25 protein-coding genes and 1 pseudogene are annotated in these 24,323 nt (G+C 66.2%); 12 read left to right on the top strand and 14 right to left on the bottom strand.

Annotated features, from left to right (window positions below):
- Positions 1-6 precede the first annotated feature (6 nt).
- Both EAG14_RS01500 and EAG14_RS23630 read right to left on the bottom strand, forming a co-directional pair.
- A complete protein-coding gene (locus tag EAG14_RS01500; protein WP_099656977.1) occupies positions 7-435 on the bottom strand; it encodes a biopolymer transporter ExbD in 429 nt (142 codons plus the stop codon).
- Positions 432-1,051, bottom strand: a pseudogene (locus EAG14_RS23630) (MotA/TolQ/ExbB proton channel family protein). Before EAG14_RS23630 ends, EAG14_RS01500 begins: the two are co-directional and overlap by 4 nt.
- Between EAG14_RS23630 and EAG14_RS23035 the strand changes: the two are divergent.
- Positions 996-1,133 (top strand): hypothetical protein, encoded by a 138-nt coding sequence (locus EAG14_RS23035; RefSeq protein ID WP_205603479.1) that lies wholly within the window; start codon positions 996-998, stop codon positions 1,131-1,133. The pseudogene EAG14_RS23630 and the gene EAG14_RS23035 overlap by 56 nt on opposite strands.
- Positions 1,134-1,158: 25 nt before the next feature.
- Here EAG14_RS23035 and dapB read toward each other — a convergent pair whose 3' ends face one another.
- Both dapB and EAG14_RS01485 read right to left on the bottom strand, forming a co-directional pair.
- Positions 1,159-2,004 (bottom strand): 4-hydroxy-tetrahydrodipicolinate reductase, encoded by an 846-nt coding sequence (gene dapB, locus EAG14_RS01490; protein ID WP_121727856.1) that lies wholly within the window; start codon positions 2,002-2,004, stop codon positions 1,159-1,161.
- Positions 2,005-2,163: 159 nt separating this feature from the next.
- On the bottom strand, positions 2,164-2,736 hold the full coding sequence (locus EAG14_RS01485; protein WP_121727855.1) for an outer membrane protein assembly factor BamE: 573 nt from the start codon (positions 2,734-2,736) through the stop codon (positions 2,164-2,166).
- Positions 2,737-2,840: 104 nt separating this feature from the next.
- Between EAG14_RS01485 and fur the strand changes: the two genes are divergently transcribed.
- A complete protein-coding gene (gene fur / locus EAG14_RS01480; protein ID WP_099656981.1) occupies positions 2,841-3,257 on the top strand; it encodes a ferric iron uptake transcriptional regulator in 417 nt (138 codons plus the stop codon).
- Positions 3,258-3,596: 339 nt separating this feature from the next.
- On the opposite strand, the gene hprK is transcribed toward fur, so the two are convergent.
- The 4 genes from hprK to EAG14_RS01460 all read right to left on the bottom strand — a co-directional run bounded on the left by hprK (position 3,597) and on the right by EAG14_RS01460 (position 7,029).
- Positions 3,597-4,556 carry an HPr(Ser) kinase/phosphatase gene (gene hprK / locus EAG14_RS01475; protein WP_099656982.1) on the bottom strand — a complete coding sequence of 320 codons (960 nt, stop codon included), beginning with the start codon at positions 4,554-4,556 and terminating at the stop codon, positions 3,597-3,599.
- 71 nt (positions 4,557-4,627) lie between these two features.
- Entirely contained in the window at positions 4,628-5,095 is a 468-nt protein-coding gene (locus tag EAG14_RS01470) for a PTS sugar transporter subunit IIA (RefSeq protein WP_099656983.1), read from the bottom strand.
- Between the two features lie 112 nt (positions 5,096-5,207).
- Positions 5,208-5,543, bottom strand: a complete 336-nt coding sequence (gene hpf / locus EAG14_RS01465) for a ribosome hibernation-promoting factor, HPF/YfiA family (protein ID WP_099656984.1) — start codon at positions 5,541-5,543, stop codon at positions 5,208-5,210.
- Between the two features lie 247 nt (positions 5,544-5,790).
- Positions 5,791-7,029: an MFS transporter gene (locus EAG14_RS01460; RefSeq protein ID WP_121730244.1), complete on the bottom strand. Its 1,239-nt coding sequence runs from the start codon at positions 7,027-7,029 to the stop codon at positions 5,791-5,793.
- Between the two features lie 229 nt (positions 7,030-7,258).
- Between EAG14_RS01460 and EAG14_RS01455 the strand changes: the two genes are divergently transcribed.
- Positions 7,259-8,179, top strand: coding sequence for a phosphoribosylaminoimidazolesuccinocarboxamide synthase (locus tag EAG14_RS01455; RefSeq protein ID WP_121727854.1), 921 nt, complete (start codon positions 7,259-7,261; stop codon positions 8,177-8,179).
- 234 nt (positions 8,180-8,413) lie between these two features.
- On the opposite strand, the gene trxA is transcribed toward EAG14_RS01455, so the two are convergent.
- Complete coding sequence (trxA, locus tag EAG14_RS01450) at positions 8,414-9,370, bottom strand: thioredoxin (protein ID WP_121727853.1); 957 nt, start codon at positions 9,368-9,370, stop codon at positions 8,414-8,416.
- A gap of 196 nt (positions 9,371-9,566) precedes the next feature.
- On the opposite strand from trxA, the gene purE reads away from it, so the two are divergent.
- From purE to EAG14_RS01430, 4 genes are all read left to right on the top strand, one after another.
- On the top strand, positions 9,567-10,061 hold the full coding sequence (gene purE / locus EAG14_RS01445) for a 5-(carboxyamino)imidazole ribonucleotide mutase (RefSeq protein WP_121730243.1): 495 nt from the start codon (positions 9,567-9,569) through the stop codon (positions 10,059-10,061).
- Positions 10,058-11,227, top strand: coding sequence for a 5-(carboxyamino)imidazole ribonucleotide synthase (locus tag EAG14_RS01440; protein WP_121727852.1), 1,170 nt, complete (start codon positions 10,058-10,060; stop codon positions 11,225-11,227). The genes purE and EAG14_RS01440 overlap by 4 nt, the downstream gene beginning before the upstream one ends.
- Positions 11,228-11,229: 2 nt before the next feature.
- On the top strand, positions 11,230-12,246 hold the full coding sequence (locus tag EAG14_RS01435) for an L-threonylcarbamoyladenylate synthase (RefSeq protein ID WP_121727851.1): 1,017 nt from the start codon (positions 11,230-11,232) through the stop codon (positions 12,244-12,246).
- A gap of 83 nt (positions 12,247-12,329) precedes the next feature.
- Positions 12,330-13,283, top strand: a complete 954-nt coding sequence (locus tag EAG14_RS01430; protein ID WP_099656990.1) for an SGNH/GDSL hydrolase family protein — start codon at positions 12,330-12,332, stop codon at positions 13,281-13,283.
- A 90-nt stretch (positions 13,284-13,373) separates the two neighbouring features.
- On the opposite strand, the gene EAG14_RS01425 is transcribed toward EAG14_RS01430, so the two are convergent.
- From EAG14_RS01425 to dacB, 5 genes are all read right to left on the bottom strand, one after another.
- Entirely contained in the window at positions 13,374-14,057 is a 684-nt protein-coding gene (locus EAG14_RS01425; RefSeq protein ID WP_121730242.1) for an OmpW family protein, read from the bottom strand.
- A 31-nt stretch (positions 14,058-14,088) separates the two neighbouring features.
- Positions 14,089-15,231, bottom strand: coding sequence for an SGNH/GDSL hydrolase family protein (locus EAG14_RS01420; RefSeq protein ID WP_099656991.1), 1,143 nt, complete (start codon positions 15,229-15,231; stop codon positions 14,089-14,091).
- Between the two features lie 147 nt (positions 15,232-15,378).
- The gene (locus tag EAG14_RS01415; RefSeq protein WP_121730241.1) at positions 15,379-16,677 is read right to left on the bottom strand and encodes a lipase family protein; all 1,299 of its coding nucleotides are present in this window, start codon (positions 16,675-16,677) and stop codon (positions 15,379-15,381) included.
- 152 nt (positions 16,678-16,829) lie between these two features.
- A complete protein-coding gene (locus tag EAG14_RS01410; protein ID WP_099656993.1) occupies positions 16,830-17,099 on the bottom strand; it encodes a SemiSWEET transporter in 270 nt (89 codons plus the stop codon).
- 107 nt (positions 17,100-17,206) lie between these two features.
- The gene (gene dacB, locus EAG14_RS01405; RefSeq protein ID WP_121727850.1) at positions 17,207-18,667 is read right to left on the bottom strand and encodes a D-alanyl-D-alanine carboxypeptidase/D-alanyl-D-alanine-endopeptidase; all 1,461 of its coding nucleotides are present in this window, start codon (positions 18,665-18,667) and stop codon (positions 17,207-17,209) included.
- 210 nt (positions 18,668-18,877) lie between these two features.
- Here dacB and EAG14_RS01400 point away from each other — a divergent pair, with 210 nt between their 5' ends.
- From EAG14_RS01400 to corA, 5 genes are all read left to right on the top strand, one after another.
- Positions 18,878-20,656 (top strand): methyl-accepting chemotaxis protein, encoded by a 1,779-nt coding sequence (locus EAG14_RS01400; RefSeq protein WP_121727849.1) that lies wholly within the window; start codon positions 18,878-18,880, stop codon positions 20,654-20,656.
- 161 nt (positions 20,657-20,817) lie between these two features.
- Positions 20,818-21,567, top strand: a complete 750-nt coding sequence (gene tsaB / locus EAG14_RS01395) for a tRNA (adenosine(37)-N6)-threonylcarbamoyltransferase complex dimerization subunit type 1 TsaB (RefSeq protein WP_121727848.1) — start codon at positions 20,818-20,820, stop codon at positions 21,565-21,567.
- Positions 21,564-22,067 carry a ribosomal protein S18-alanine N-acetyltransferase gene (gene rimI / locus EAG14_RS01390; protein WP_121727847.1) on the top strand — a complete coding sequence of 168 codons (504 nt, stop codon included), beginning with the start codon at positions 21,564-21,566 and terminating at the stop codon, positions 22,065-22,067. Before tsaB ends, rimI begins: the two co-directional genes overlap by 4 nt.
- Before the next feature lie 37 nt (positions 22,068-22,104).
- Positions 22,105-22,929 carry a uracil-DNA glycosylase family protein gene (locus tag EAG14_RS01385; RefSeq protein WP_162995872.1) on the top strand — a complete coding sequence of 275 codons (825 nt, stop codon included), beginning with the start codon at positions 22,105-22,107 and terminating at the stop codon, positions 22,927-22,929.
- Between the two features lie 264 nt (positions 22,930-23,193).
- Positions 23,194-24,183, top strand: coding sequence for a magnesium/cobalt transporter CorA (gene corA / locus EAG14_RS01380; RefSeq protein ID WP_099656999.1), 990 nt, complete (start codon positions 23,194-23,196; stop codon positions 24,181-24,183).
- Positions 24,184-24,323 lie beyond the last annotated feature (140 nt).

The following is a 24,323-nucleotide window of genomic DNA, read 5'->3' as shown; positions in this document are numbered from 1 at the left end:
AGAACACTAAGGCGCACCGGCCTTGGCAGGATCGGCCACAAAGCCAATGCGCTGCAGCCCGGCCTGGTGGGCTGCGCCCATGACTTCGACCACGCGGCCATAGGGTACGGTGGCATCGGCGCGCAGCTGCACTTCGGTGTCGGGCTGGGCCGCGCCAATGCGCTGCAGGCGCACGGCCAGGGCTGCTTGCGACACGGGTTGGTCGTCCAGATACGCCTGGCCTGCGGCGTCCACCACCACGGTCACAAACTCGGGGGCCACGGCAGGGCCGGTGCCCTCGGCCTTGGGCAGATCGAGCCGGATCGAGCTGGCCAGCAGCGGCGCAGTCAGGATGAAGATCACCACCAGCACCAGCATCACATCCACCAGCGGGGTCATGTTGATGTCGCTCATGGGCTGGGCGCCCGTGGTGCGTTCGAGCCGACCGAAGCTCATGGCTGTGCGCCGTCAGAGGACGAAGGCCCGGCCTGGGGAGAGGAGATGCCCGGGCTTGCCAGCAGCTCACGCAAATCCAGCGCAAAGCCTTCCAGATCGGCCTCGATGCGGCCAATCAAACGGCCAAACACGTTGTAAGCCAGCACAGCCGGAATGGCCACGGCCAGCCCGGCGGCGGTCATGACCAGGGCCTCGCCCACAGGGCCGGAGATGCGGTCGATGGTGACGGGGCCGCCCCCACCCAGCGCCGTGAGCGCATGGTAGATGCCCCACACCGTGCCCAGCAGGCCCACGAACGGGGCCGTGGCGCCCACGGTGGCCAGCAGCACCTGCCCGTATTGCAGGCGGCCCAGCACGCCGTGCAGTGCATCGCGCAGCACGCGCGTGAGTTGTTGCGACAGGGGGCCTGCCGAAGCCAGGGTGGCTGCAGAGCTTGAAACCGCAGGAGACTGGGCCACGCCCTGCGCGGCCACCACCAGGGGAGCACCAGCGCCTGCGGGTCCAGCGCAGCCAGCCGTTGTGCGGCCACGTCAAGCGAGGGCGACTGCCACACGGCAGCGGTGCAGCGGGCCACATCGCTGCCTGCGCGCAGCACCAGGCGCGCCTTCCAGAGCATGACCACCCAGCTGGCCACCGACATGGCCAGCAGCAGCACGGCGGCGCCCTGGGTCACGGCATCACCCTGGCGCCACCAGTGAAGGGCGTCCATCGCGGGGGCCTGCGTCAGTTCTTGAGGTTCAGCACGTCGAACATGTCGAACATGCCAGTCTTGTGGGCCGCCAGGAAGCGCACGGCACGCAGGGCGCCCTGCGCATAGGTGGCGCGGCTGGAGGACTTGTGCGTGACCTCGATGCGCTCGCCAATGCCCGCAAACAGCACGGTGTGGTCGCCCACGATGTCACCACCGCGAATGGCGGCAAAGCCGATGCTCGACGGGTCGCGCTCGCCCGTCACACCTTCGCGGGCGTACACGGCGCAGTCCTTGAGGTCGCGGCCCAAAGCCTCGGCAATCACCTCACCCATCTTGAGCGCGGTGCCCGAGGGCGCATCGACCTTGTGGCGGTGGTGGGCTTCGATGATTTCGATGTCGTACCCCGTGGCCATGGCCTTGGCGGCCATTTGCAGCAGCTTGAGCGTGACGTTCACGCCCACGCTCATGTTGGGCGAGAACATGATGGCCGTGCGCTGTGCGCAGGTGTCGAGTTCGGCCTTTTGCGCATCGGTGAAGCCGGTGGTGCCGATGACGGCCTTCACGCCCAGTTCTGCGCACACCGCCAGGTGGGCCAGGGTGCCTTCGGGGCGGGTGAAGTCGATGAGCACGTCGGCGTTTTGCAGGCCTGCCTTCAGGTCGGCCGTGATGGCCACGCCGCTGGCATAGCCCAAAAAGGCGCAGGCATCCGAGCCCACGGCGGGGCTGGAGGCCTGGTCGAGCGCTCCGGCCAGCACGCAGTCGTCGCTGGCACGGATGGCTTCGATCAGCATGCGGCCCATGCGGCCCGAGGCGCCGGCCACCGCAATGCGGCAAAGGGTGGAGGGGGTGGCCGCAGTGGCAGAGGGGTTCACGGACATGTCAATCCTGCAATAAAGGCTGCCATCAAAACGGCAGCAAGTCTGGCCAACGCAGGGGCTGCAAGCGGCAGCGCGGCGCGCGGGCACTGGGCAAAAGGCGGGGCCCGTTCAGGCCGGGCCCGCGCGGGCAATCAAGTCAGCGCCGGGGTCTGCGCCCCATCAGCGGGCAGTCGATTCCAGCGGTGGGTAGCGTGCGGGCTGTGGCTCGGACGGCATGGCCGCAGCCGGTGCCTGGGGTGCCGCTGCCTCGGCCTTGCGGGCGGGGTAGCGGGCCAGTTGGGCTTCGGTGGCCTCCAGCGTGGGCACCTTGGGCTTGCCTTTGTGCGAGCCCAGCGTGGCCACGAACTCCGTCTCCGACGGCATCTCGTCGCCCTCATGGCGCGCCAGGGCATCGCCCTGGAAGAACACGGTGAGCTTGCGCGACTCCATCTCGGCCGAGGGGCGTTTGATGGTGAAGACGTACTCCCAACGGTCCGCGTGGAACAGGCTGGTCATCAGGGGCGTGCCCAGCAGCTCGCGCACTTGCTGGCGGCTCATGCCGGGCTGCAAGGCCTGCACCTGTTCGCGCGACACGAAGTTGCCCTGCACGATGTCGATCTTGTAGGGGGTGACGACGCTGGCCACACGGCGGCTGGCGCCGTCCAGGCTGCCGCATGCCGCCAAGGCAGCGAGCGCAGCGCTGGCCAAAAGAATGCGACCCAGGCGGGCGTTGCAACAAGCTTTGTCTGGCATGGGGAAAAGGGCAAAGGATATGATCAAACCATTGTAGCGGCAGCCTTCCCTTGCATGGGCGGGCCCCTCTCCCGCAACCGCACAGCCGCAAGGAGCCAGCAGCCATGACCAACATCGACGAACTCAAGAGCACGGGCCTCAAAGCCACCCTGCCCCGCCTGAAGATCATGGAGATCTTCCAGAAGGGCGCGCAGCGCCACATGACGGCGGAAGATGTGTTCCGGGTGCTGCTGGAAGAGCGCTCGGACATCGGGCTGGCCACGGTGTACCGCGTGCTCACGCAGTTTGAGCAGGCGGGCATCCTGATCCGCAGCAACTTTGAAAGCGGCAAGGCCGTCTACGAGTTGAACGAAGGCCAGCACCACGACCACTTTGTGTGCACTGCCTGTGGCAAGGTGGAAGAGTTTTACGACGCTGAAATCGAAAAGCGCCAGCAGGCCGTGGCCAAGTCCAAGGGCTGGGTGGTGCAAGACCACACCATGGCCTTGTACGGCCAGTGCGCTGCCTGCGCTAGCAAATAACTCCCCCCTGAGTCGCCTTCGGCGCCTTCCCCTCAAGGGGACGCACCCGGTGGCCCGGCGGAGCCGGTTCCACGGGTGCACTGGCGTTGGGGGAGCGCCAGTATTTACGGCCTCGGGGCGCAAATGGGTTGTGACGCTTGGGCACTCTGGGCACTCTGGGCACTCTGGGCGCTCTGGTGCTGGTGTCTTCGCGCTGGGGGTGGGGATGTCCTGTTTCAGCGAATCCCGGGGCGAGGGTTCGGTGGGCAAAGGCACTCTGGCAGGCCCGATTTGAGCCAAAACAGGCTCTACCGCTTGTCCATCAAGCGCAAACAGCTACCAAATCAATAGCAATCTGATTTAGCCACCCGTGTCGCGTTCCATCGCACGGCGGTGGCGGTCGACAAACTCCTGGTAGGTGTCGATGCCGCGCAACTGCAGGATGGTGTTGCGCACCGCGGCTTCGACCAGCACGGCGATATTGCGACCGGCCACCACCTGGATGACGACCTTGAGCACGGGCACGCCCAGCACATCCTGCGTGAGCGGCTCATAGGGCAGGCGTTCGTAGTCGCGCTCCAGCGTCTCTTTGCGCACCAGGTGCACGATGAGCTTGAGGCGCATCTTGCGGCGCACCGCCGTCTCGCCAAAGATGGCGCGGATGTCGAGCAGGCCAATGCCGCGCACTTCCAGCAGGTTTTGCAGCAGCTCGGGGCACTTACCCTCGATGGTGGTCTGGTTGATGCGAAACAGGTCCACGGCATCGTCGGCCACCAGGCCATTGCCGCGCGAGATCAGCTCCAGGCCCAACTCGCTCTTGCCCAGGCCTGACTCACCCGTGATCATCACGCCCAGGCCCAGAATGTCCATGAACACGCCATGCATGGTGATGCGGTCGGCAAAATGCTTGGACAGGTAGGCACGCAGCACATCGATGACGAAGGCCGAGGACTCGTGCGTGGAGAACATTGGAATCTGCGCGCGCTCGCACATGGACACCAGCGCATCGGGGGCCACCTGGTTGTCGGCCAGCACCAGCACGGGCGGCTCCAGCGTCACGATGCGGGCAATGCGGCGCTTGCAATCGTCGGGCGATTCGCTGCTGCTGAGGTAGGCGACCTCTCGCTCACCCAGAATTTGAACCCGGTAGGGGTGGATGTAATTGAGGTAGCCCACCAAATCGGCGCCCGAGCGCGCGGAGCGCACAGCCACCTCATCGAACCGGCGCTCAGAGGCGCCCAGGCCTGCGACCCACTCCCATTTGAGGGAGCCGCGAAATTCTTCAAACAGGACGTCGGCGCTGACTACGTTAGGTTTCACGGCAACTCACAGCAGTTCACAGCGACAGGGCGCTGGGTGGAACGAGAAACGCGCCGGGCAGATCGGAAGGATCAGGCGGTCTGGGTGGATTGCCATCCGGCAATCATGCCGTGCAGCTCGGCCGCATCGGTCGATGCCTTGAGCCGCTCGCGCAGGGCAGAGTCGCTCAGCAACTCGGCAATTTCAGAGAGGATTTCCAGGTGCTTCTGGGTGGCCGCTTCAGGCACCAGCAGAAAAATCAGCAGATTGACCGGCATTTCGTCCGGGGCATCAAAGCCGATGGGCTGCAGCAACTGGAACACCGCCGCCATAGGCGCCTTGAGCCCCTTGATGCGACCGTGGGGGATGGCCACGCCATGACCGAGGCCGGTAGACCCCAGGCGCTCACGGGCAAACAGGCTGTCCGTGATGAGCGCCCGCGAGAGGCCGTGCTGGCTCTCGAAAAGCAGCCCCGCTTCTTCAAAAGCACGTTTTTTGCTAGTAGCGTCCACGCTCACAAGGACTTGAGCGGCGGGGAGGATGGAGGCGAGTCGGTTCATGGAGGTAACAATTATGCACACACTGGCGAAAACCCTGAGTAAAGCCGCGTGGCCCAGAAAAAAACCGCCCCCATGGGGCGGTTGCTGTGTGGGCACCTGACGGGCAGGTGCATCAAGCGTGCAGTTCGCGCTTGGCCGCTTCGTGGTGGTGGTCTTGCAGGCGATCCTTGTGACGCACTACCTGGCGGTCCATCTTGTCGACCAGCTCATCCACAGCGGCGTAGAGGTCAGAGTGCGAGCTTTCGGCAAACAGGTCGCTGCCCTTGACGTGGATGTTGCATTCCGCTCGTTGGCGCTTTTCCTTTTCCTTTTGCTTCTCAACTGTCAGCAGTACCTTGACATCAACCACTTGGTCAAAATGGCGCGTGATCCGATCGAGCTTGGTGGTGACGTAGTTGCGCAAGGCAGGGGTAACTTCGAGGTGGTGACCGCTGATCGTCAAATTCATAGGTAAGTCTCCTGTGGCTCTCGGTGAAAAACATTTGCCGCACTGGATCAGAGTGGCGGCCCGGCGAACTGGATGCATCCGTTGACGTGACTTCACTATGCCCCTGGACTGTGCTAATTGCAATCCCATTCCGATGTGCATCGGCGGGTTATCGGGCCGAAGGTGCCAAACGGCCAAAAACCCCTCACAATGCGTGAGTCAGCACAGTTCTGAAGGGGCGTGAGCCGCTGCAGCACCCCCTTTGTGCTCAAGGGCGCACAGCCCCCGGCGCCCCATGCAAATGCAGGCGCCCCGCCACCCACACGGCCCCCAGGCTGGCGGCCATGCCCACCACGGCGGCCATCCAGTAGTTCTGCACCAGGCCCTGTGCGTCGCGGCCAATCAGCACCCCACCCACCAGAGACGCCACGCCCATGGCAGCCGACTGCACCGAGGCATTGAGCGTCATGAACGTGCCGCGCAGCGCAGGCTGGGCGGCCGAGGTGACCAGGGCCATGCCGGGGATCATGCGGCCGCTCATGAAGGTGAACATCAGCGTGGACACCACCAGCACCGCCCACAGCGGCACGCCCCGCACAAGGGTGATGCCCAGCAAGGTGGGCATGACGGCAAAGGCCAGCCAGCGGAAGGTGATCACCTTGCCCCGGCGGTCGGTCAGGTGGCCAAAGAAACGGGCGGTAAAAAGCGTGACAACCCCGCCGCACAGGTACACCAGCGGCATCTGGTCGGCCCGCACGCCCGCATTGGCCTGCAGATAAATGGTGATGTACGGAATCACCGTGAACCCGGTGAACATGAGCAGCGCCGAGAACAAAAACGCCCAGCGGTGGTTCACATCGCGCAGCACCTGCCCGATGCCTCCGAAGGCGGTGCGGGCCTGCCCTGCCGCCAGGTGGTGGTCCATGGTGGGCAAAGAGCGGGCCGCACACACCAGCAAGACACCGCACAGCACGGCAATCGACACAAACGGCATGTGCCAGCCCCAGTGCTCGGCCAGGATGAGCCCCAGCGGCACGCCCGCCACGGTGGAGACAGAAAACGAGGTCATCACAATGCCCATGGCCCGGCCGCGCCGCTCAAACGGCACCACGTCGGCCACGATGGTCTGGCACAGCGCAGACAGCACCCCGCCAAACGTGCCCGCCAGCACCCGCGCCACCATGAGCGTGGCATACGTGGGCGCCACACCGCAGGCCAGCGTGGCCAGCCCGAACAGCGCATACAGCACCAACAAAAGGCGCTTGCGGCCAAACCGGTCGATGTAGGTCGATGCCAGCAGCCCCGACACCCCGGCCGACAGCGTGTACGCCGACACCAGCAGCCCGAACTGCGCATCGCTGATGCCAAACAACTGGGTGAACTGCGGCCCCAGCGGCATCATGATCATGAAGTCCAGGATGTGGGTGAACTGGATGCCGGCCAGGGTCAGCAACAGCCAAAGCTCGCGCCGCGCAGTGAGGGGGGTGGGTGTAGAAGGTGGGTTCACAAACAGTGCCTGAGCCAAAGCAGAGAGGGGCGCCCAATGTGCCACAACGGTGCCACAGCGGCTGGCTGTTCGCTGGTCGGGGCGCGGGCGAGCAAGCCAAGTAAAATCCTGCTGCTGCGGCACATGCCACGAACACCCCGGCCCGCCCGCCGTGCACCGCTGCAGCGACCGACCCTCCGTTGCCTTCGTATGCTGCGCGCCCACCGGCGCAGATTGCCCAACCGACACCATGACACAGCCCAGCAACCCCGCCCTGCACACCTCTGCCCTGACATCGCTGCCCCTGCTGGCACGCGGCAAGGTGCGCGACAACTACGCCGTGGGCGACGACCGCATCCTGATGGTCGCCAGCGACCGCCTCTCGGCCTTTGACGTGATCATGGGCGAGCCCATTCCGGGCAAAGGTGCGCTGCTCACGCAGATGGCGCTGTTCTGGTTCGACAAACTTGGCCACATTTGCCCCAACCACCTCACAGGCGACGCCCCCGAGAGCGTGGTGAGCCCCGCCGAGGTGGAGCAGGTGCGCGGCCGCTCAATGCTGGTGCAGCGCCTCAAGCCCATCCCGGTCGAAGCCGTGGTGCGCGGCTACCTGGCCGGCAGTGGCTGGAAGGAATACCAGGAGTCGCAAGCCGTGTGCGGCGTGCCCCTGCCTGCCGGACTGACCAACGCGGCCAAGCTGCCCGAGCCCATCTACACCCCCGCCGCCAAGGCCGCGATGGGCGAGCACGACGAGAACATCACCTTTGAGCGCACCGTGGAGATGATTGGCCTGGACTTGGCCACCCGCATCCGCGACCTGAGCATCGCCATCTACAAGGCCGCCGCCGAGATTGCGCTGACCAAAGGCATGATCATTGCCGACACCAAGTTCGAATTTGGCCTGGCGCCCGACGGCACGCTGGTGCTGATGGACGAAGTGCTGACCCCTGACAGCTCGCGCTACTGGCCCGTGGAAGGCTACGAAACCGCCCTGACCGCTGGCGCCAACCCACCCAGCTACGACAAGCAGTTTGTGCGCGACTGGCTGGAGCAAGCCCAGGTGAACGGCAAGCCCTGGGACAAGACCGCCCCCTCGCCCCGCCTGCCCCAGGCCGTGATCGAAAAAACCGCCGCCAAGTACCGCGAAGCGCTGGAGCGGCTGACGGCCTGATCAAGCCCCGCCAGGCGCTATGCAAAAGATAGCTGCCTGCGCTGATTGCACGATGCATTCAGCCTAAAAAGGCTTGAAACTGCCGCCAAACAAGCGCAAACAGCTATAAATACAATAGCACCACAGAGCGATGCAACCGCACACAAAAAAAAGGAGGCCCTGCCTCCTTTTTTTGTGCCCGCCCCCAGCGCATGCCTGGGTGCTCAGGGATCGGTGCAACGGCCTTACTGCTGCTCAGTTCAGCGCCATGCTCAGCTTGCGGCGGTAGCCGTTGAGCATCACGGTGACCTCGTCCTGCTCCAGGGCGGCCTTGCCCATCACTTCGATGCCACCCGCCGTTTTGCCCGCAGCCGCCGGGTCGGCCTTGGGCTGGGGTGGGGTGAGCAGCTCCAGGATGGCCACATAGGTCTTGCGCGGCGCCTCGGCATTCCAGGCCTTGTCGCGCATGATGATCTCCAGCAACTCTTCCATGGCCGGGGCCCATTCGCCTTCGGCCATGAGCACGCGGGCCTTGGCAAAGCGGGTGTCAAAGTCGCGCTTGTTCTGGGCGATCAGCGCATCGAACTGCTCCAAAGGCCAGTTGCCCCGGTCGTCGTTCTGCACAAACTGCAAGGCGTCCAGCCAGCGCCACAGCGCATCAAAGCGCAGCGGCTGTGGAATGCGCTTGAGGGGTTCTTGCAGCAGGGCTTCGGCCTCTTCGTAGCCGCCGGTGGCAATCAGCAGGCGCACATAGTCAAAGCGGGCATCGTCGTTGGCCGGGTCGGCGGCCAGGGCGTCGGCCATCTTGGCCAGCGCGGCCTGGGTGTCGCCGGATTCGAGCAACTCGTGCGCCTCGTCCACCTCGGCCTCGGCCACCAGTGCGCTCTCGCTGGGCACATGCTTGTCCAAAAAGGCACGCACCTGGCCCTCGGGCAGCGCGCCCATGAAGCCGTCCACGGGTTGGCCGTTTTTGAGCAGAACGCAGGTGGGAATGCTGCGGATGCCGAACATGCCCGCCAGCTGCTGCTCCTGGTCTGAGTCGATCTTGGCCAGCTTGAAGCGGCCGGCGTACTCCACTTCGAGCTTTTCCAGCACCGGCCCGAGGGACTTGCAGGGGCCGCACCAAGGCGCCCAGAAGTCCACCAGCACGGGCACGGTCATCGAGGCGGCAACCACCTCGGCTTCAAAATTCTCTACGGTGATGTCGATCATGGGAAAAGCGGGCCGGGTAGGCCTGTGAAAGGCTCGTCAAGAGCGCCGTTGAAGGGCAAGTTCGCGCTATTTTGGCGCATCCCCATGACCCAATGCCCCGCACGGCAAAGCAAAAAGTAAAATCGCGGGTTCCACCCATTGCGGGCGGATGCCCGGGGCCGGTCCCCAGGGCCACCGCTTCGCCACCCCACACACCATGAAACCCATTCAGATCGGCGTCGTCATGGGTTCCAGCAGCGACTGGGACACCATGCAGCACGCAGTGCAAATTCTTGAGCAGTTCGGCATCGCCCACGAGGCCCGCGTGGTCTCGGCCCACCGCATGCCCGACGACATGTTTGCCTACGCCGAAGCCGCTGCAGGCCGGGGCCTCAAAGCCATCATCGCGGGCGCCGGTGGCGCCGCCCACCTGCCCGGCATGATCGCCGCCAAAACCACCGTGCCCGTGCTGGGCGTGCCCGTGGCCAGCCGCCACCTGCAAGGCGTGGATTCGCTGCACAGCATTGTGCAAATGCCCAAGGGCATTCCCGTGGCTACCTTTGCCATCGGCACCGCAGGCGCTGCCAATGCCGCCCTGTTTGCCGTGGCCCTGCTCGCCAGCGAGAGCCCCGAGCTGCGCCAGCGCCTGGAAACCTTCCGCGCCGAGCAGACCGAGGTGGCCCGCAACATGACCCTACCGCCCGCCGCATGACCGACGCGACACAGCCCCTCCTGCCGGGATCCACACTGGGCGTGCTCGGCGGCGGCCAGTTGGGCCGCATGTTTGTGCACCAGGCGCAGGCCATGGGCTACTTCACCGCCGTGCTCGATGCCGACCCGACCAGCCCCGCCGGGCTGGTGAGCCACCACCACATCCAGACCGGCTATGAAGACCCCCAGGGCCTGGCCGAGCTGGCCCGTGTGGCCGATGCGGTGACCACCGAATTCGAGAACGTGCCCGCTGCCGCCCTGGCCGCACTGGCCGCGCAGCGCCCTGTGTCGCCCGCCGCCAGCGCAGTCTCAGTGGCACAAGACCGCGCGCGGGAGAAGGCGCACTTTGTGGCCTGCGGCGTGCCCTGCGCGCCGTATGCGGTGATCGAAACGGCCGGCCAACTCGAAGCCGTTTCCGCTGATTTGCTGCCGGGTATCCTGAAAACCGCCCGCATGGGCTACGACGGCAAAGGCCAGGTGCGCGTGAAGACGCCCGCCGAGCTGGCCGCCGCGTGGGATTCCGTCGGCCAGGTGCCTTGCGTGCTGGAAAAAATGCTGCCGCTGCAGCTCGAATGCTCCGTGCTGGTCGCCCGTGGCCACGACGGTGCCATGGTGCACCTGCCCGTGCAGCGCAACCTGCACCGCGATGGCATCCTGGCGGTGACCGAAGTTTATGAAGGAAATCTGCCCCCAGCGCTTGCCACACAAGCGGTAGCCGCTGCAAAATCTGTAGCAGAGGGCCTGCAGTACGTGGGCGTGCTGTGCGTGGAATTCTTTGTGCTGCAGGACGGCAGCCTGGTGGTCAACGAGATCGCCCCCCGCCCGCACAACAGCGGCCACTACAGCCAGAACGCCTGCGACGTGTCGCAGTTTGAGCTGCAGGTGCGCACCATGGCCCGCCTGCCGCTGACGCAGCCGCGCCAGCACAGCCCCGCCGTCATGCTCAACCTGCTGGGCGATTTGTGGTTTGCCCACGGCAACGCCGCGCAGACTCCGCCCTGGGCCGAAGTGCTGGCCTTGCCCGGCACCCACCTGCACCTGTACGGCAAGCACGACGCCAAGCGCGGCCGCAAGATGGGGCACCTGAACATCACCGCCGCCACGCCCGAAGCCGCACGCGCCACAGCATTGCAGGCGGCGGCGCTGCTGGGCATTGACCCGTTTTGACCATGATTCTTGACGGCACCCAGCCTGCTTCCATTGCCGCCGCCGCACGCGCGGTGCGCAGCGGCGCCCTGCTCGGCCTGCCCACCGAAACGGTGTACGGCCTGGCCGCCGACGCCAGCAGCGACACGGCCGTGGCACAGATTTTTGCGGCCAAGGGCCGCCCCAGCGACCACCCGCTGATCGTGCACGTGGCCGACGCCGCAGGCATTGCCCACTTTGCCAGCGAGGTGCCCGCATTTGCGCAAAAGCTGGTCGATGCCTACTGGCCCGGCCCGCTCACCCTTATCCTGCCGCGCCTGCCCGGTGTGGCCACGGCCGCCACCGGCGGGCAGGACAGCGTGGGCCTGCGCTGCCCGGCCCACCCGGTAGCGCATGCGCTGCTGGTGGCCTGCGCCGCGCCAAGCGATGCCGCCGTGCCCGGAGATGCCCCCGTGTGGGGTGTGGCCGCGCCCAGCGCCAACCGCTTTGGCCGCGTGAGCCCCACCACCGCCCAGCATGTGCAGGACGAGTTAGGCGAAGCCCTGCTGGTACTCGACGGCGGCCCCTGCCAGGTGGGCATTGAAAGCACCATCGTCGATTGCACCCGGGGCGTGCCCGTGCTGCTGCGCCCCGGCGCCATCACGCGCGAGCAGATCCAGCAGGCCTGCGGTGTGGCGCCGCTGTCCAAAGAAGACCTGCCCAGCCACACCCCGCGCGCCTCAGGCACGCTGGAGGCGCATTACGCCCCTGCTGCCAAGGTGCGGCTGATGGACGCCAAGGCGCTGCAAACCGGGCTGGACCTGCTGGGCGCTGATGCGGCCCACATTGCGGTGTACGCGCGCGCTGCGCTGCGCACCCAGTCCTCCAAGCTGGTCATGCGCCGCATGCCCGACGACGCCAGCGCCACGGCCCAGCAGCTGTTTGCGGCGCTGCGCGCCTTTGACGACCAGGGCGTCAAGCTGATCTGGATTGAAACCCCGCCCGCCACCCCCGACTGGGAAGGCGTGCGCGACCGGCTGCAACGCGCAGCGGCGGCTTGAAGCTGCTTTGGGCACCACAACGGCGGTTTACACGGCTTTACTTTCGCATCGTTAAACTACCCCCCACTTTTCTGGAGAAATACATGGCAGCAAATTGGATGCGCCGCACCTTCATGGTCGCCGCATGTGCGTCGGCCGCGTTGCTCGCGGCTTGCGGTTCCAGCACCACCGAATCGGCCATCTCGCCCCAGCGGATGGTTGCCTTCGGCGACGGCATGAGCGATGTGGGCCAAAAAGGCACACGCTACACCGTCAATGACGGCACCGTGAACAACTGGACGCTGCAAGTGGCCGCTGGCTACAGCAAGGGCCTGACCGCTTCGTCGGCTGGCGGCAAGAGTTACGCAGCAGGCAATGCCCGCATCACGGCCAAACCCGACGCAGCAGGCAACAGCAGCACGCTGACGGTGAAAGAGCAGATCGACAGCTTTTTGGCCAGCAACACCTTCACCAATGACGACCTGGTGATGGTCAACGGCGGCATCAGCGACGTGATCGCCAACATGGCCGCTGTGAACGCAGGCACCATGACCACCGAGCAGATGGTCACCGCCTCGCGCCAGGCAGGCACAGACCTCGCCGCACAAGTGCGTCGCTTGGTCAATGCCGGCGGCAAGTACGTGATGGTGGCGGGCACTTACGACCTGAGCAAGACCCCCTGGGCAACCGAAATTGGCCGCACCACGGTGCTGAACCAGGCCAGCAGCGCCTTCAATGAGGGCCTGCTCGTCGGCATTGTGGACCTAGGCTCCAACGTGCTGTACGTGGACCTGGCCTACTACGTGAACCTGTACACCAGCAGCCCGTCGAGCTACGGCTTCAGCAACGCTACGGCAGCGGTGTGCAACTCGGTGGACTCCACGAACGGCATCGGCATTGGCACCGGCAAGGTGAACTCCTCGCTGTGCACCACCTCGACCCTGCTGTCTGGCGCCAGCCAGGACAAGTATGCGTTTGCTGACTCGGTGTACATGACGCCCTCGGCGCACCGCCAATTCGGCACCTACGCCTACGACCGCCTGCGCGCTCGCTGGTAATCAGCCCTCTGGGCACCACAAAAAAACCGACCCAAGGGTCGGTTTTTTTATGCCTGCTCGGCGCAGTATTTAGCGCAGCGTGCTGCAGCCTCAGAACCGGTAACCAATGCCCACCGCCAACACGTTGGGGTTGAGCTTGATGTGGATCGACTGGCCCGAAGACAGGTGCGTGGTGGTCTTCAGGAAGCTCTTGTAGTACGCCGCGTCCACAAACCAGCGCTCATTGAAGTTCCAGACAAAGCCCACCTGGGGTGTCAGGCCCCATTTGTTGTCGATGGATGCAGTGGTGGGGTTGGCTGGGTTGCCGCCGGTCACGGCCGTCAGCGCGGCGGTGGAGCGGTTCTTGAAGAACCGGCTGTACGTCACGCCCAGGCCCAGGTATGGGCGGAACTGCGCATTGGCTTCGCCAAAGCGGTACTGGGCAAACAGCGTGGCCGGCACGACCTTGGTCTCGCCCAGCTTGCCCGTGCCTGCAATGGCGCCATCGCCGTAGAAGTTGTGCTTGAACGGCAGGCCCACGGGCAGGTCCACCGCCCAGTGGTCGGTGACCATGTAGTTCAGCCCGCCAGTCAGGGCGCTGGCCGAGCCCACGTCCACCGTGGTGCCCGGAAAGCTGGGGGTCGACAGGTTGCCACTGGTGACCTGGGGCGCAATGTGGGTGACCCCAGCGCGGGCGCTGAAAGTGCCCGCCACCTGGGCGCTGGCACTGGCGCCCACCAGCACGGCGGCAAGGGTCAGAGAGGCCGTCAGGACGGTCTTGGAGAAATGCTGCATGAAGCTTCCTTGGTATGGTGCTGCGGCCATCTCAGAGCCAGCCTGCCTGGGACAACGAGCGCGAGACCAATTGGCCCATCAGCTGGTGCACGTAGGGCGAGGGGTGAAAGCTGTCCGAGAAGCCGTAGAACTTCCACCAGTCAGCCCCACCCGTCACACCCACCGGCGGCGCAGCCGACAGTGCGGCGGCCGTGCAGGTGGGGAAGCTGTAGGTGGGCAAACCGTCGCTGCCACGGCCAGTCGCTGGGCAGGCAGGCGTGGTGGTGTTGCTCAGCTGGTACTGGGCTGGGTGGTCTGCCTGGTCTTTGGAAGATTCGTTGAAGTTGACGATGGCCACACGGCTGTCGCCCGCAAAGCTGGCGCTCAGCTGGGTGTTGAAGGCCTGGATCCAGGCGTCAAACACCGCCGTGGCCTGCACGCTGGCCGCTGTGCCCTGGGCGGCGGCAATCGAAGCCACCACCAGTTTGAAGCGCGGGGTCTTGAGGATGTCAGGCACGTTCAGCACGGCGATGCGCGTAGCGCCCTTGTCCAGGGCGTTGGCCTTGAGCGTGGCGGCAAACTGCGCGGCCAAGGCCTTCATGTACGCACCACCGACTTGCGCCAGGCCAGACGAGCCCCCTGCCAGCGCGGCATTGACGGTAGCGGCGTCCAGCACCGTGCCCAGCAGCGCCTTGTAGGTAGCACCGCCGTCGGTGCCGGCACGCAGGTAGGCACCAATCAAATCTGCCGCATCGTTGGAGCCGCCATCCACCAGCAGCAGGTCGGAAGCGACGTAGCCCGCAGCGCCCGCGTCCTTGATCTGCTGGGTGATCGACACCGGCGATGTGGGTGCGTTGACGTTGTTGATGCGCCCGCCGCCCACTGCGTAGTTGGTGCAACCCGCCTTGGTGGCAAAGCTGACGCCGTCGGTCGATGCGTAGCGTGCGCACAGCGTCTGGCTGTAGCTGGCGGCCACACGGTCCACCCACAGGGCCGTGGCGCCGGTGCCGGTGGGCGCAGTGCCCTGCACGGTGAACTTGTAGCCAAACGTGCCGCTGTCGGCCAGGCTGTCGCCCACCACCTTGATGCCCCGGATGGGAGCCACAGGGGTCGTGTCTGCCCCGCCCCCGCCACACCCTGCCAGCAGCGCTGCCGCTGCCAGTGAAACCCACAATGCCTTGCGCTGGAAATTCATTGGTATCTGTCCTGCTATAAACAAAAAATAGAACGACCGTTCTATTTTCAGGCGATTCTACGCAGGAATAAAAAAAGGCCTCACCGGGAAAACACCGGTAAGGCCAGGGTCGTAAAGTGGGCCCGGCTGACGCAGGCCTGGGCCGGGCTACTTCACAGCATCAAACACGCCACGCGCCTGCGCATGGCACAGCGGCGGCTCGTACGTGCCGTGGTAGTTGCCGTAGTACGTGGCAAAAGCCGCCGAAGTCGCATCGGTGGGCGCCTTGCCGCCGGGGCCGTAGGTGGTCTGGATGGCCGCATCCACATCCACCGAGGTCACATTGGTCACGCCGCGTTTGTCAAAGTCGGCCTTCATCACCACCTGGTGCACGGCAGGGGGCACGGTGGGGTCGCCCGCACCGCCGCACAGCAGCACACGGGCCTTGGGCGTCCAGCCCAGCAGGTCGTTCTTTTTGCCTGCCAGGTACAGCGGGTTGTTGCCGCCCTGCTGCGCCGAGGCCAGGAAGGCGGGCTGAAACAACGCATCGCGCGCCTGGGTGGGGGTGCCGCCGGGCAGGTTGCCGCTGGTGACCAGGGTGGTGTAAGTCAGCGTGGGGTTGGGCAGCAGGGCTTCGATGTAGCTGGCGTAGGGCGCCTTGAAGGCCTCGGCCGGGGTCAGGTAGATGTTGCCGTACACCTTTTGCCAGGAGGTGACGATCATGGGCAGGAAGAACTGCACCCCGGCAATGGCGTTGGGCACCTGCAGCGAGCCCGACAGGTTGTACGGCCCGGCCAGGTGGGCGCCCGCCACCACGTTGAACTCGCCCGCGTGGTCGCGCTCGGCCGCCCGGTGGGCGGCCATGGAGGCATGCCCCCCCTGCGAGTACCCGGTGAACATCACCTTGCCCGAGAGCTTGGCGCCCACGGTGTCGGCTGCGTTGCGCGCAGCGCGTGCCGAGTCGATGATGGTGGTGGCCTGCGAGTCTGCGTGCAGATAGGGGTGAAAGCCGTAGGTGGACTTGGCATAGCCCAGGTAGTCGGTGGCCACCACGGCATAGCCTTGGGCGGCATACATGGCGACCAGCAAAAAGGTTTCGGGGTCTTGCGGGTTGGCCAAGGTGCGGGTTTTCAGCACCTCGGTGCCCCGCGCGTTGACCACCAGTGGCGCAGCGGCAGCGCAAGCCCCCGCAGGCACCAGCATGGCTCCGGAGGCGTTGCTCATCTCGCCGTCCTTCACGCCCGGGGTGCGGTAGTTCAGTGCCACCACCTTCACATCGCACTTGGCCTTGCCGCTCAGGGCCTGCAGGCCGCTGGCGGCCGTGGCAGCGTCGATCTGCGCCACCGTGAGCGTGGTGAGCACCGTGGGCGGGTCGATGAGCTCGCCCCGCACAGAATCGTCAGAGCCGCCGCAAGCAGCAAGCAAGGCCGCCGCCGCGGCCACACAGGTAAGGCGCAATGGAGTCATGGACATTCCCTCTCATGGATGGTGGATGGGTCACGCAGACCGCGCATGGTGCGCGCACCTGCGCTGCAGCATCCATAGGGGATAACGAGGCACCCGGGCCCCAGGTGACACCTAGGCGACAAGGCCACGCACGGCCTGCCAGTGCCGCGGGCTCAGCCCGCCGGGCGATCGCCAAAGCGCAGCTTCATCCCCAGGATGGCACTGGCCAGCACCAGGGTGATGGCATTGGCGATGACGATGGGCCAGGCCTGCAGCACCACGCCGTAGGCCAGCCACAGCGCCACGCCCGAGGTGAACACGCTGTACATGCCCAGCGAGATGCCGCTCACATCGCGTGTGCGAAACGTGTGCAGGGCCTGGGGCAGAAAGCTGCAGGTGGTCAGCGTGGCGGCAAGGTAGCCAATCAGGTCAGACAAAGGCATGGGAGGAAGTGGCGTAGAGCAACAAGGGGCAGCGCCAACCACTTTGAACCAAATAGGGCTCTAGCGCAATCAGATAAATCGCTAATAGCTATTAATTTAATAGCAAATCAATCCCGGGCCGCCCAGTCTGTGAGGGCGTCCAGCACAGGCCGGGCGGCATTGGCGTTGGGGTGGTTGACGATGGCCACCAGCACATAGCGCTTGCCGCTTTGGGCGTGCACGTAGCCCGCCACGGCCATCACGTCGCGCAGGCTGCCGGTCTTGAGGTGGGCGGCGCCCCGGCTTTGGCTGCGGCGCAGGGTGCCATCGACCCCGGCAATGGGCAGCGACGCCACCAGCTCGGGCATGACGGGCGATGCCCAGGCGGACTGCAGCATGCGCCCCAACCCCAGGGCTGTCACGCGGGCCTCGCGGCTCAGGCCTGCACCGTTGTCGGGCACGGGGGCGTCCACATCGGCAAAGCGGGCCTGCCACCACTTGCGCAGCGCCTCGCGGGCGCCGTCCATGGTGGCCACGCCGCCCTTCTGGCGGGCCAGGGCCAGAAAGACATGCTGCGCCATCACGTTGTTGCTGTATTTGTTCACATCGCGCACCACCTCGGCCAGCGCGGGCGAGGTGCTGACAAACGCGGGCTTGAGCCCAGCGGGCACCTTGCCGTCGCGCACGGTGCCGGTGATCTTGCCGCCCAGTTCGCGCCACATGCCCTCGACCGCACGGGCGGCAAAGTCACGCGGCGCCGGGTAGGCCACGGGCCACACGCGCTCGCCGCACGACGCGGGGTACGCGCCCTGAAAGCTCACCTTGAGCGGGTCGCCCAGCTCGGCCCGCAGCGCGCCGCGCCAGTCGCCGCACTCGGCCCCAGCGGCAGCCAATGCCACCGTGGCGGGCCGCTGCACCCCTGCCAGCGGCGGGTCGTACTGGATGCGTGCCACCCCGGCAGGCCCATCGGGCACAAAGGTCATGACGCTGGACTTGTAGTTCAGCAGCAGAGCGTCGGGCGACGCGTTGTAGGGCCGCAAGGGCTCGCCATCGAAGCGGCCGGGGTCTTGCTCGGGCACGTCAAAGGCCGAGCGGTCCAGCACGATGTCGCCCACGATGACCTGGATGCCCTGCGTCTGCAGGCGCCGCATCAGCAGCCACAGGCGCTCCACCACCAGCTTGGGGTCGCCCTGGCCCTGGATGTAGACGTTGCCCTTGAGGCTGCCGCCCTGCACCGGGCCCTCCACAAACACCGGCGTGCTCCAGGTGTAGGCGGGGCCCAGCTGGTCCAGCGCCGCGTAAGTGGTGACCAGCTTCATCACCGAAGCCGGGTTGACCGGCACCTGCGCCCGGTAAGACAGACGCGGCGCGGTGCGCGCACCACCCTGTGCGTCGGCCACCAGCACGCTGATGGCGTCGCGCGGCAGCTTGCTGCGGGCCAGCGCCGCCTCGATCTCAGGCGGCAGCCCCCCAAGCGCTGCCCCCACCGCCTGGGCCTGTGCCCCCACGCCCCAAGCAGCCCCGCAGGCCAGGGCACCGCACACCAACCCCTGCCGCACGGTGCGGCGCCAGGGGGCTTTGTCTGTCATTCGTTGGCTCATGCTCCGAGTCTAGAAGTTCACATTGAGCCCCCACGCGGGCCGCCAAATATTTACACTAAGCAACAAATGACCCGGCGCTTCGGAGACCGCGCGGGCCCTGCAGTGCATCGGTGAAGCCGGCCCCCAGCCGTCCACGCGGTAAGCAGCAATAGGGCCAGTCATTCCCCACAAAACCAACTGATACCACAGGGTGCCTCGATGAAACAGCTTTCCAACCTCTCCGTCGCCAAGCGCCTTGCGCTTGGGTTTGCCCTGGTCCTGCTGCTGTCCATAGGGGTGATTGCGCTGAGCATCTCGCGCCTGAACGCCCTGGCCGACGCGACCGAAGAAATGGTGCAAAACCCAGTGAAAACCGAGCGTCTGGTCAGTGACTGGTCGCGGAACCTGCGCACCGGCATCACGCGCACCGCCGCCGTCGCGCGCAGCAGTGACCCGTCCTTGGCCGACTTTTTTGCCGAGGACAGCAAGGCATCATCCAAAAGCTCGGGCGAGCTGCAAAAGGCCGTCGAGGCGCTGATGTTTCTGGACTCTGAAAAGAAGCTGTTCCAGGAAATTGGCGAGCTGCGCACGATTTACCTGAAGAACAGGGACACCATCTTTGCCCTCAAAAAAGAAGGCAAGGTGGACGAAGCCAATGCGCTGCTGGAAAAGCAGTTCATCCCCGACGCCAACAAATACGCCGCCAAGATGGACGAGCTGCAGCGCAACCAGCGCGAGCAAGTGGACCAGCTGGGCCAGGCCATTCAAGACAACCGCACCACCAGCCGCCGCCTGCTGGTGGCCCTGGGGGTATTGAGCGTGGCGCTGGGTGCGCTGTTTTCGTGGCTTCTGGCCCGCTCGGTCACGGTGCCACTGGCCCAGGCGTCTGACCTGGCCAAGCGCGTGGCCGAAGGCGACCTCACGGCCAAGGTGCCCGCGCACGGCAAGGACGAAGTGGGCGAGCTGATGTCGTCGCTAGCGCTCATGCAGAACAACCTGGCCAATGTGGTCAACAACGTGCGCCGGGGCTCGGAGTCTGTCTCCAACGCCAGCGCCGAAATCGCCCAGGGCAACAACGACCTGAGCGCCCGCACCGAGCACCAGGCCAGCGCGCTGGAAGAAACCGCCGCCAGCATGGAGGAGCTCAACTCTGCCGTGCGCAACAACGCCGACAACGCCCGCCAAGCCAACCAGCTGGCGCTCACGGCCTCGAACGTGGCCGTACAAGGCGGCGCGGTGGTGGGTGAGGTGGTCGAGACCATGAAGGGCATCAACGACGCCAGCCGCAAGATCAGCGACATCATCAGCGTGATCGACTCCATCGCCTTCCAGACCAACATCCTGGCGCTGAACGCGGCCGTGGAAGCCGCCCGTGCCGGTGAGCAGGGACGCGGGTTTGCCGTGGTGGCCTCTGAAGTGCGCAGCCTGGCCAGTCGCAGCGCCGAGGCCGCCAAGGAGATCAAGAGCCTCATCAACGCCAGCGTGGAGCGCGTGGAGCAAGGCACCTCGCTGGTCGACAAGGCGGGCGCCACCATGAACGAAGTGGTCAGCAGCATCCGCCGCGTGACCGACATCATGGGCGAGATCAGTGCCGCCAGCAACGAGCAAAGCGCAGGCGTGGCACAGGTGGGCGAGGCCGTCACGTCGATGGACCAGGCCACCCAGCAAAACGCCGCCCTGGTCGAAGAAATGGCCGCCGCCGCCAGCAGCCTGCGCAACCAAGCCCACGACCTGGTGCAGGTGGTGGCCGTGTTCAAGCTCACGGCAGACCAGAGCCACACTCCCATGGCTCACAGCAGCGCCCCTGCAGCGCGCAGCCTGCCCACCCCGGCACGCCCCGCTACCAGCACCAAAGCCCCTAGCAAGGCAGCAACCCCCAAGGTGACGCAACCCCAGGCAGCCAAAGCGCCCGCCCTGGCCGCAGCACCCAAACCCGCCGCCAAGCCCGCCAGCCGTGCGCCGCAGCCTGGCAACGACGACGAGTGGGAATCCTTCTGATCCCAGGCTGAGTCAGAGGGCGGGCGGCGGCCCTCTGCCGCCGCAGGTATCCTGTCGGATGTTTTGCAGGCACACCAGGGGGCTGAGGGCAATGGGGGACAATCCACCGCCTTCTGCCCATTTTGCGGTGCGCCACGCACCCGCCCTGACCGCCCCGGCCCATGAACCTGCTCGCCTTTGACTCCAGCACCGACACCCTCTCCATCGCCGTCCAGCGCGGCGATGCGGTGTGGCAGCACACCGCGCCCGGGGGGCCGCAAGCCTCTGCCGCGCTGATTCCGGCCATTCAGCGGCTGCTGGCCGAGGCCGGTCTCAGCTTTGACACCCTGGACATGATCGTTTTTGGCCGGGGGCCGGGCTCATTCACCGGACTGCGCACCGCCTGCGCCGTGGCCCAGGGCCTGGCCTTTGGGGCACGCCACGGCCAGGGCGTGCCGGTGCTGCCGGTCGACACCCTGCTGGCCGTGGCCGAGGAAGCCCGCCGCCAGCATGGCTGCACCCAGGTGCTGGCGGTGCTGGATGCGCGCATGAACGAGGTCTACAGCGCCCGCTGCACCTGGAGCGACGCCACCCAGCGCTGGCAGGCCGACGCCGACTTTGGTCTCTGCGCCCCTGAGGCCTTGGCCCTGCCCGATGCCGACCTGGCCACCTGGGCCGTAGCGGGCAACGCCCACACCCCGTACGGCGAGCGCCTGCTGCCCCAGGCCCGCCATGTGCTGGCCCTGCCCACGGCCGCCGCCTTGCTGCGCCTGGCCCCCGCCCTGCTGGCCGCTGGCGGCGCCGTGCCTGCCAGCGAAGCCCTGCCGCGCTACATCCGCGACAAGGTGGCCAACACCACGGCCGAGCGCGAGGCGATGCGCGCCCAGGCCAGCCTGGCCGCCAGCACCCAACCCAGCCCGCCTGCCCCATGAGCGCCGTGCCCGCCTCCCTGGCCTCCCCTGCCGCCGAGGCCCCCCCGGCGCCTGTGGAAGTGCGCTTTGAAAAGCTCACGCTGGCGCACCTGGACACCCTGCTGGACGTGGAGTTCAGCGCCTACTCGCACCCCTGGTCGCGTGGCAACTTCACCGACGCCATGGCCTCGGGCTACGAATGCCAGTTGCTGATGGCGGGTGAACACCTGCTGGGCTACTTTGTGGCCATGCTGGGGGTGGAAGAGGTGCACCTGCTCAATATCACCGTGGCCCCCACCTACCAGCGCCAGGGCTGGGCCCGGGTGCTGCTGGACGCCCTGGCCCTGTGGGCCCGGGGGCGCCAGGCCCAATGGCTGTGGCTGGAGGTTCGCGCCAGCAACCTGCGCGCCCAGCATGTTTATGAAACCCACGGCTTTCGGCGCGTGGGCGAACGCAAGCGCTACTACCCCGCCGCCCAAGGGCAGCGGGAAGATGCCGTCGTGATGAGTCTGCCGCTGTGAATGATCGCCGTAAGCCCGTTGTTGTGAGCCTGCCTGTATGAGCCTGAACCTCGATGCGCGCCAGCGCGCCATGCTGCAAGAGATGGGGGTGACCGTGTGGGCCCGCGCAGAGGCGGCCACGCCTGTGCCGGTGGCCACCCTGCCCCCCACCGCTGCGGCCAGCACGGCCCAGCCGCCTGCACCACCCCCATCGGCCACCGCACTCCCGCCTGCGCAGCACCCTCCGGCCCAGCGGCCGGAGGCCACAGCCACCCCAGCGGCCCGCGCTCCCATGGCCCCCAGTGCCGCGCCCGCAAGGCCTGCCGCTGCACCCGCCGCAGCCGCTGGCCTGGGCGCACCCGCCACCGCAGCCCCGGCCCTGCGCCTGCATGCCCCGCAGCCGCTGTACCCCACGGCCGACCCAGCGCAGACCCCAAGCACCCTGGGCGCCAGCTGGCTGATCGTGACCGAAGGCGTATCGGCCACCGAGCCCCTGGGCGGCGACACCGGCAAGCTGCTGGACAACATGCTGCGCGCCATGCAGTTGCACCGCCACCCCCGGGTGTTTCTGGCCGCCCTGGCCCGCCCCACCCCGGGCGCACGGGCGACCGAAGACGATGCCCCCACAGATGTGGCGCAAGCGCTGGAGCAAGCGGTGCACACGCTGCAACCCGCCATGGTGCTGGTGCTGGGCCACGTGGCTGCACGTGCGGCTCTGGGCCGCACCGAACCCCTGGGGCGCCTGCGTGCCGTGCCCCACACCGTGGGCGGACGCCCGGCCGTGGTCACCTATGACCCGGCCTTCTTGCTGCGCTCGCAAGACGCCAAGGCCGCCACCTGGGCCGACCTGTGCCGCGCGCTGGCGCTGGTGCGCAAGGGTTAAGCACCGGTAAACGGTCTCGCAAGGGAGCGCCCACAGGCACGTGGAGCCCCGTCCACTCCTCGCTTTTTTTGCGGCCAGGCCGCCGCAGGCCATGGGCGCGCGCGGCCGTCGGGTGCCATAATCGCGGGCTCAATCAACAAACGGAGACAGCTCCTTGGAAACCTACCCGAGTTGGTAGCTTTCAGCTCCCTGGCACGCCGCGTGGGGTTGAAAGCAACCCTATCCCCCCACACCGCAGATGCCATATGACAAGGGAGTGAGCCTATGCTCAACATCTTCACGCTCGCCAACGGCCGGCTGTTTCAGGAAGAAATTGAATCGCTGGAAGAGCTGACCAAGTTCCAGCCGATCTGGGTGGACCTGGAAGCCCCCACGCTCGAAGAAAAACGCTGGATCAAGCAGCACTATGGTCTGTCCATCCCCGAGGATGCGATGGACGAAGACATCGAAGAATCCGCCCGCTTCTACGAAGAAGACAACGGCGAGCTGCACATCCGCAGCGACTTCTTGATCGACGACGACGAGGACCCTCGCTCGGTGCGCGTGGCCTTCATCCTGAACCAGCACAACGCCAACCTCAAGAGCCGGGGCGTGCTGTTCTCCATCCACGACGAAGACGTGCCCGTGTTCCGCCTGCTGCGCATGCGCGCACGCCGCGCGCCCGGCCTGATCGAAGACGCCAAGGAAGTGCTGCTCAAGCTGTTCGACGCCGACGCCGAATACTCGGCCGACACGCTCGAGAACATTTACGACGAGCTGGAAACCGTCAGCAAGCAGGTGCTGGCCGGCGACGTGACCGACGCCCTGGCCGGTGAGGTGCTGGGCGCCATCGCCCGCCAGGAAGACTTGAACGGCCGCATCCGCCGCAACGTGATGGACACGCGCCGCGCCGTGAGCTTCATGATGCGCTCCAAGATGCTCAACGCCGAACAGTTCGAGGAAGCGCGCCAGATCCTGCGCGACATCGAGTCGCTGGACAACCACACCGCGTTCCTTTTCGACAAGATCAACTTCTTGATGGACGCCACGGTCGGTTTCATCAACATCAACCAGAACAAGATCATCAAGATCTTCTCAGTGGCCAGCGTCGCCTTGCTGCCGCCCACGCTGATCGCCAGCGTGTATGGCATGAACCTCAAGTTCCCTGAACTGGAGCTGCTGGGCGCTGCGGCCTACCCCTACGTGCTGGCACTGATGGTGACCAGCGCGCTCGGCCCGATGTGGTACTTCCGCAAGCGCGGCTGGTTGAAATAAGAAGCCCCCCTGTGGCGCTGCGCGCCTTCCCCCCTAGGGGGGACGCCTCCAGTGGACTGGCGAAGCCAGATCCACGGTGGCGCTGGTGTGGGTGCGCGCCAGTTTCTACGCCTGGCTTTCTTTGGCAGTGCCAAAACATC

It is taken from the genome of Acidovorax sp. 1608163 (genome assembly GCF_003669015.1).
Lineage (GTDB): Bacteria > Pseudomonadota > Gammaproteobacteria > Burkholderiales > Burkholderiaceae_C > Acidovorax.
The sequence above is the reverse complement of the archived record's forward strand: the minus strand, read 5'-3'. Positions and strand labels throughout refer to the sequence as shown.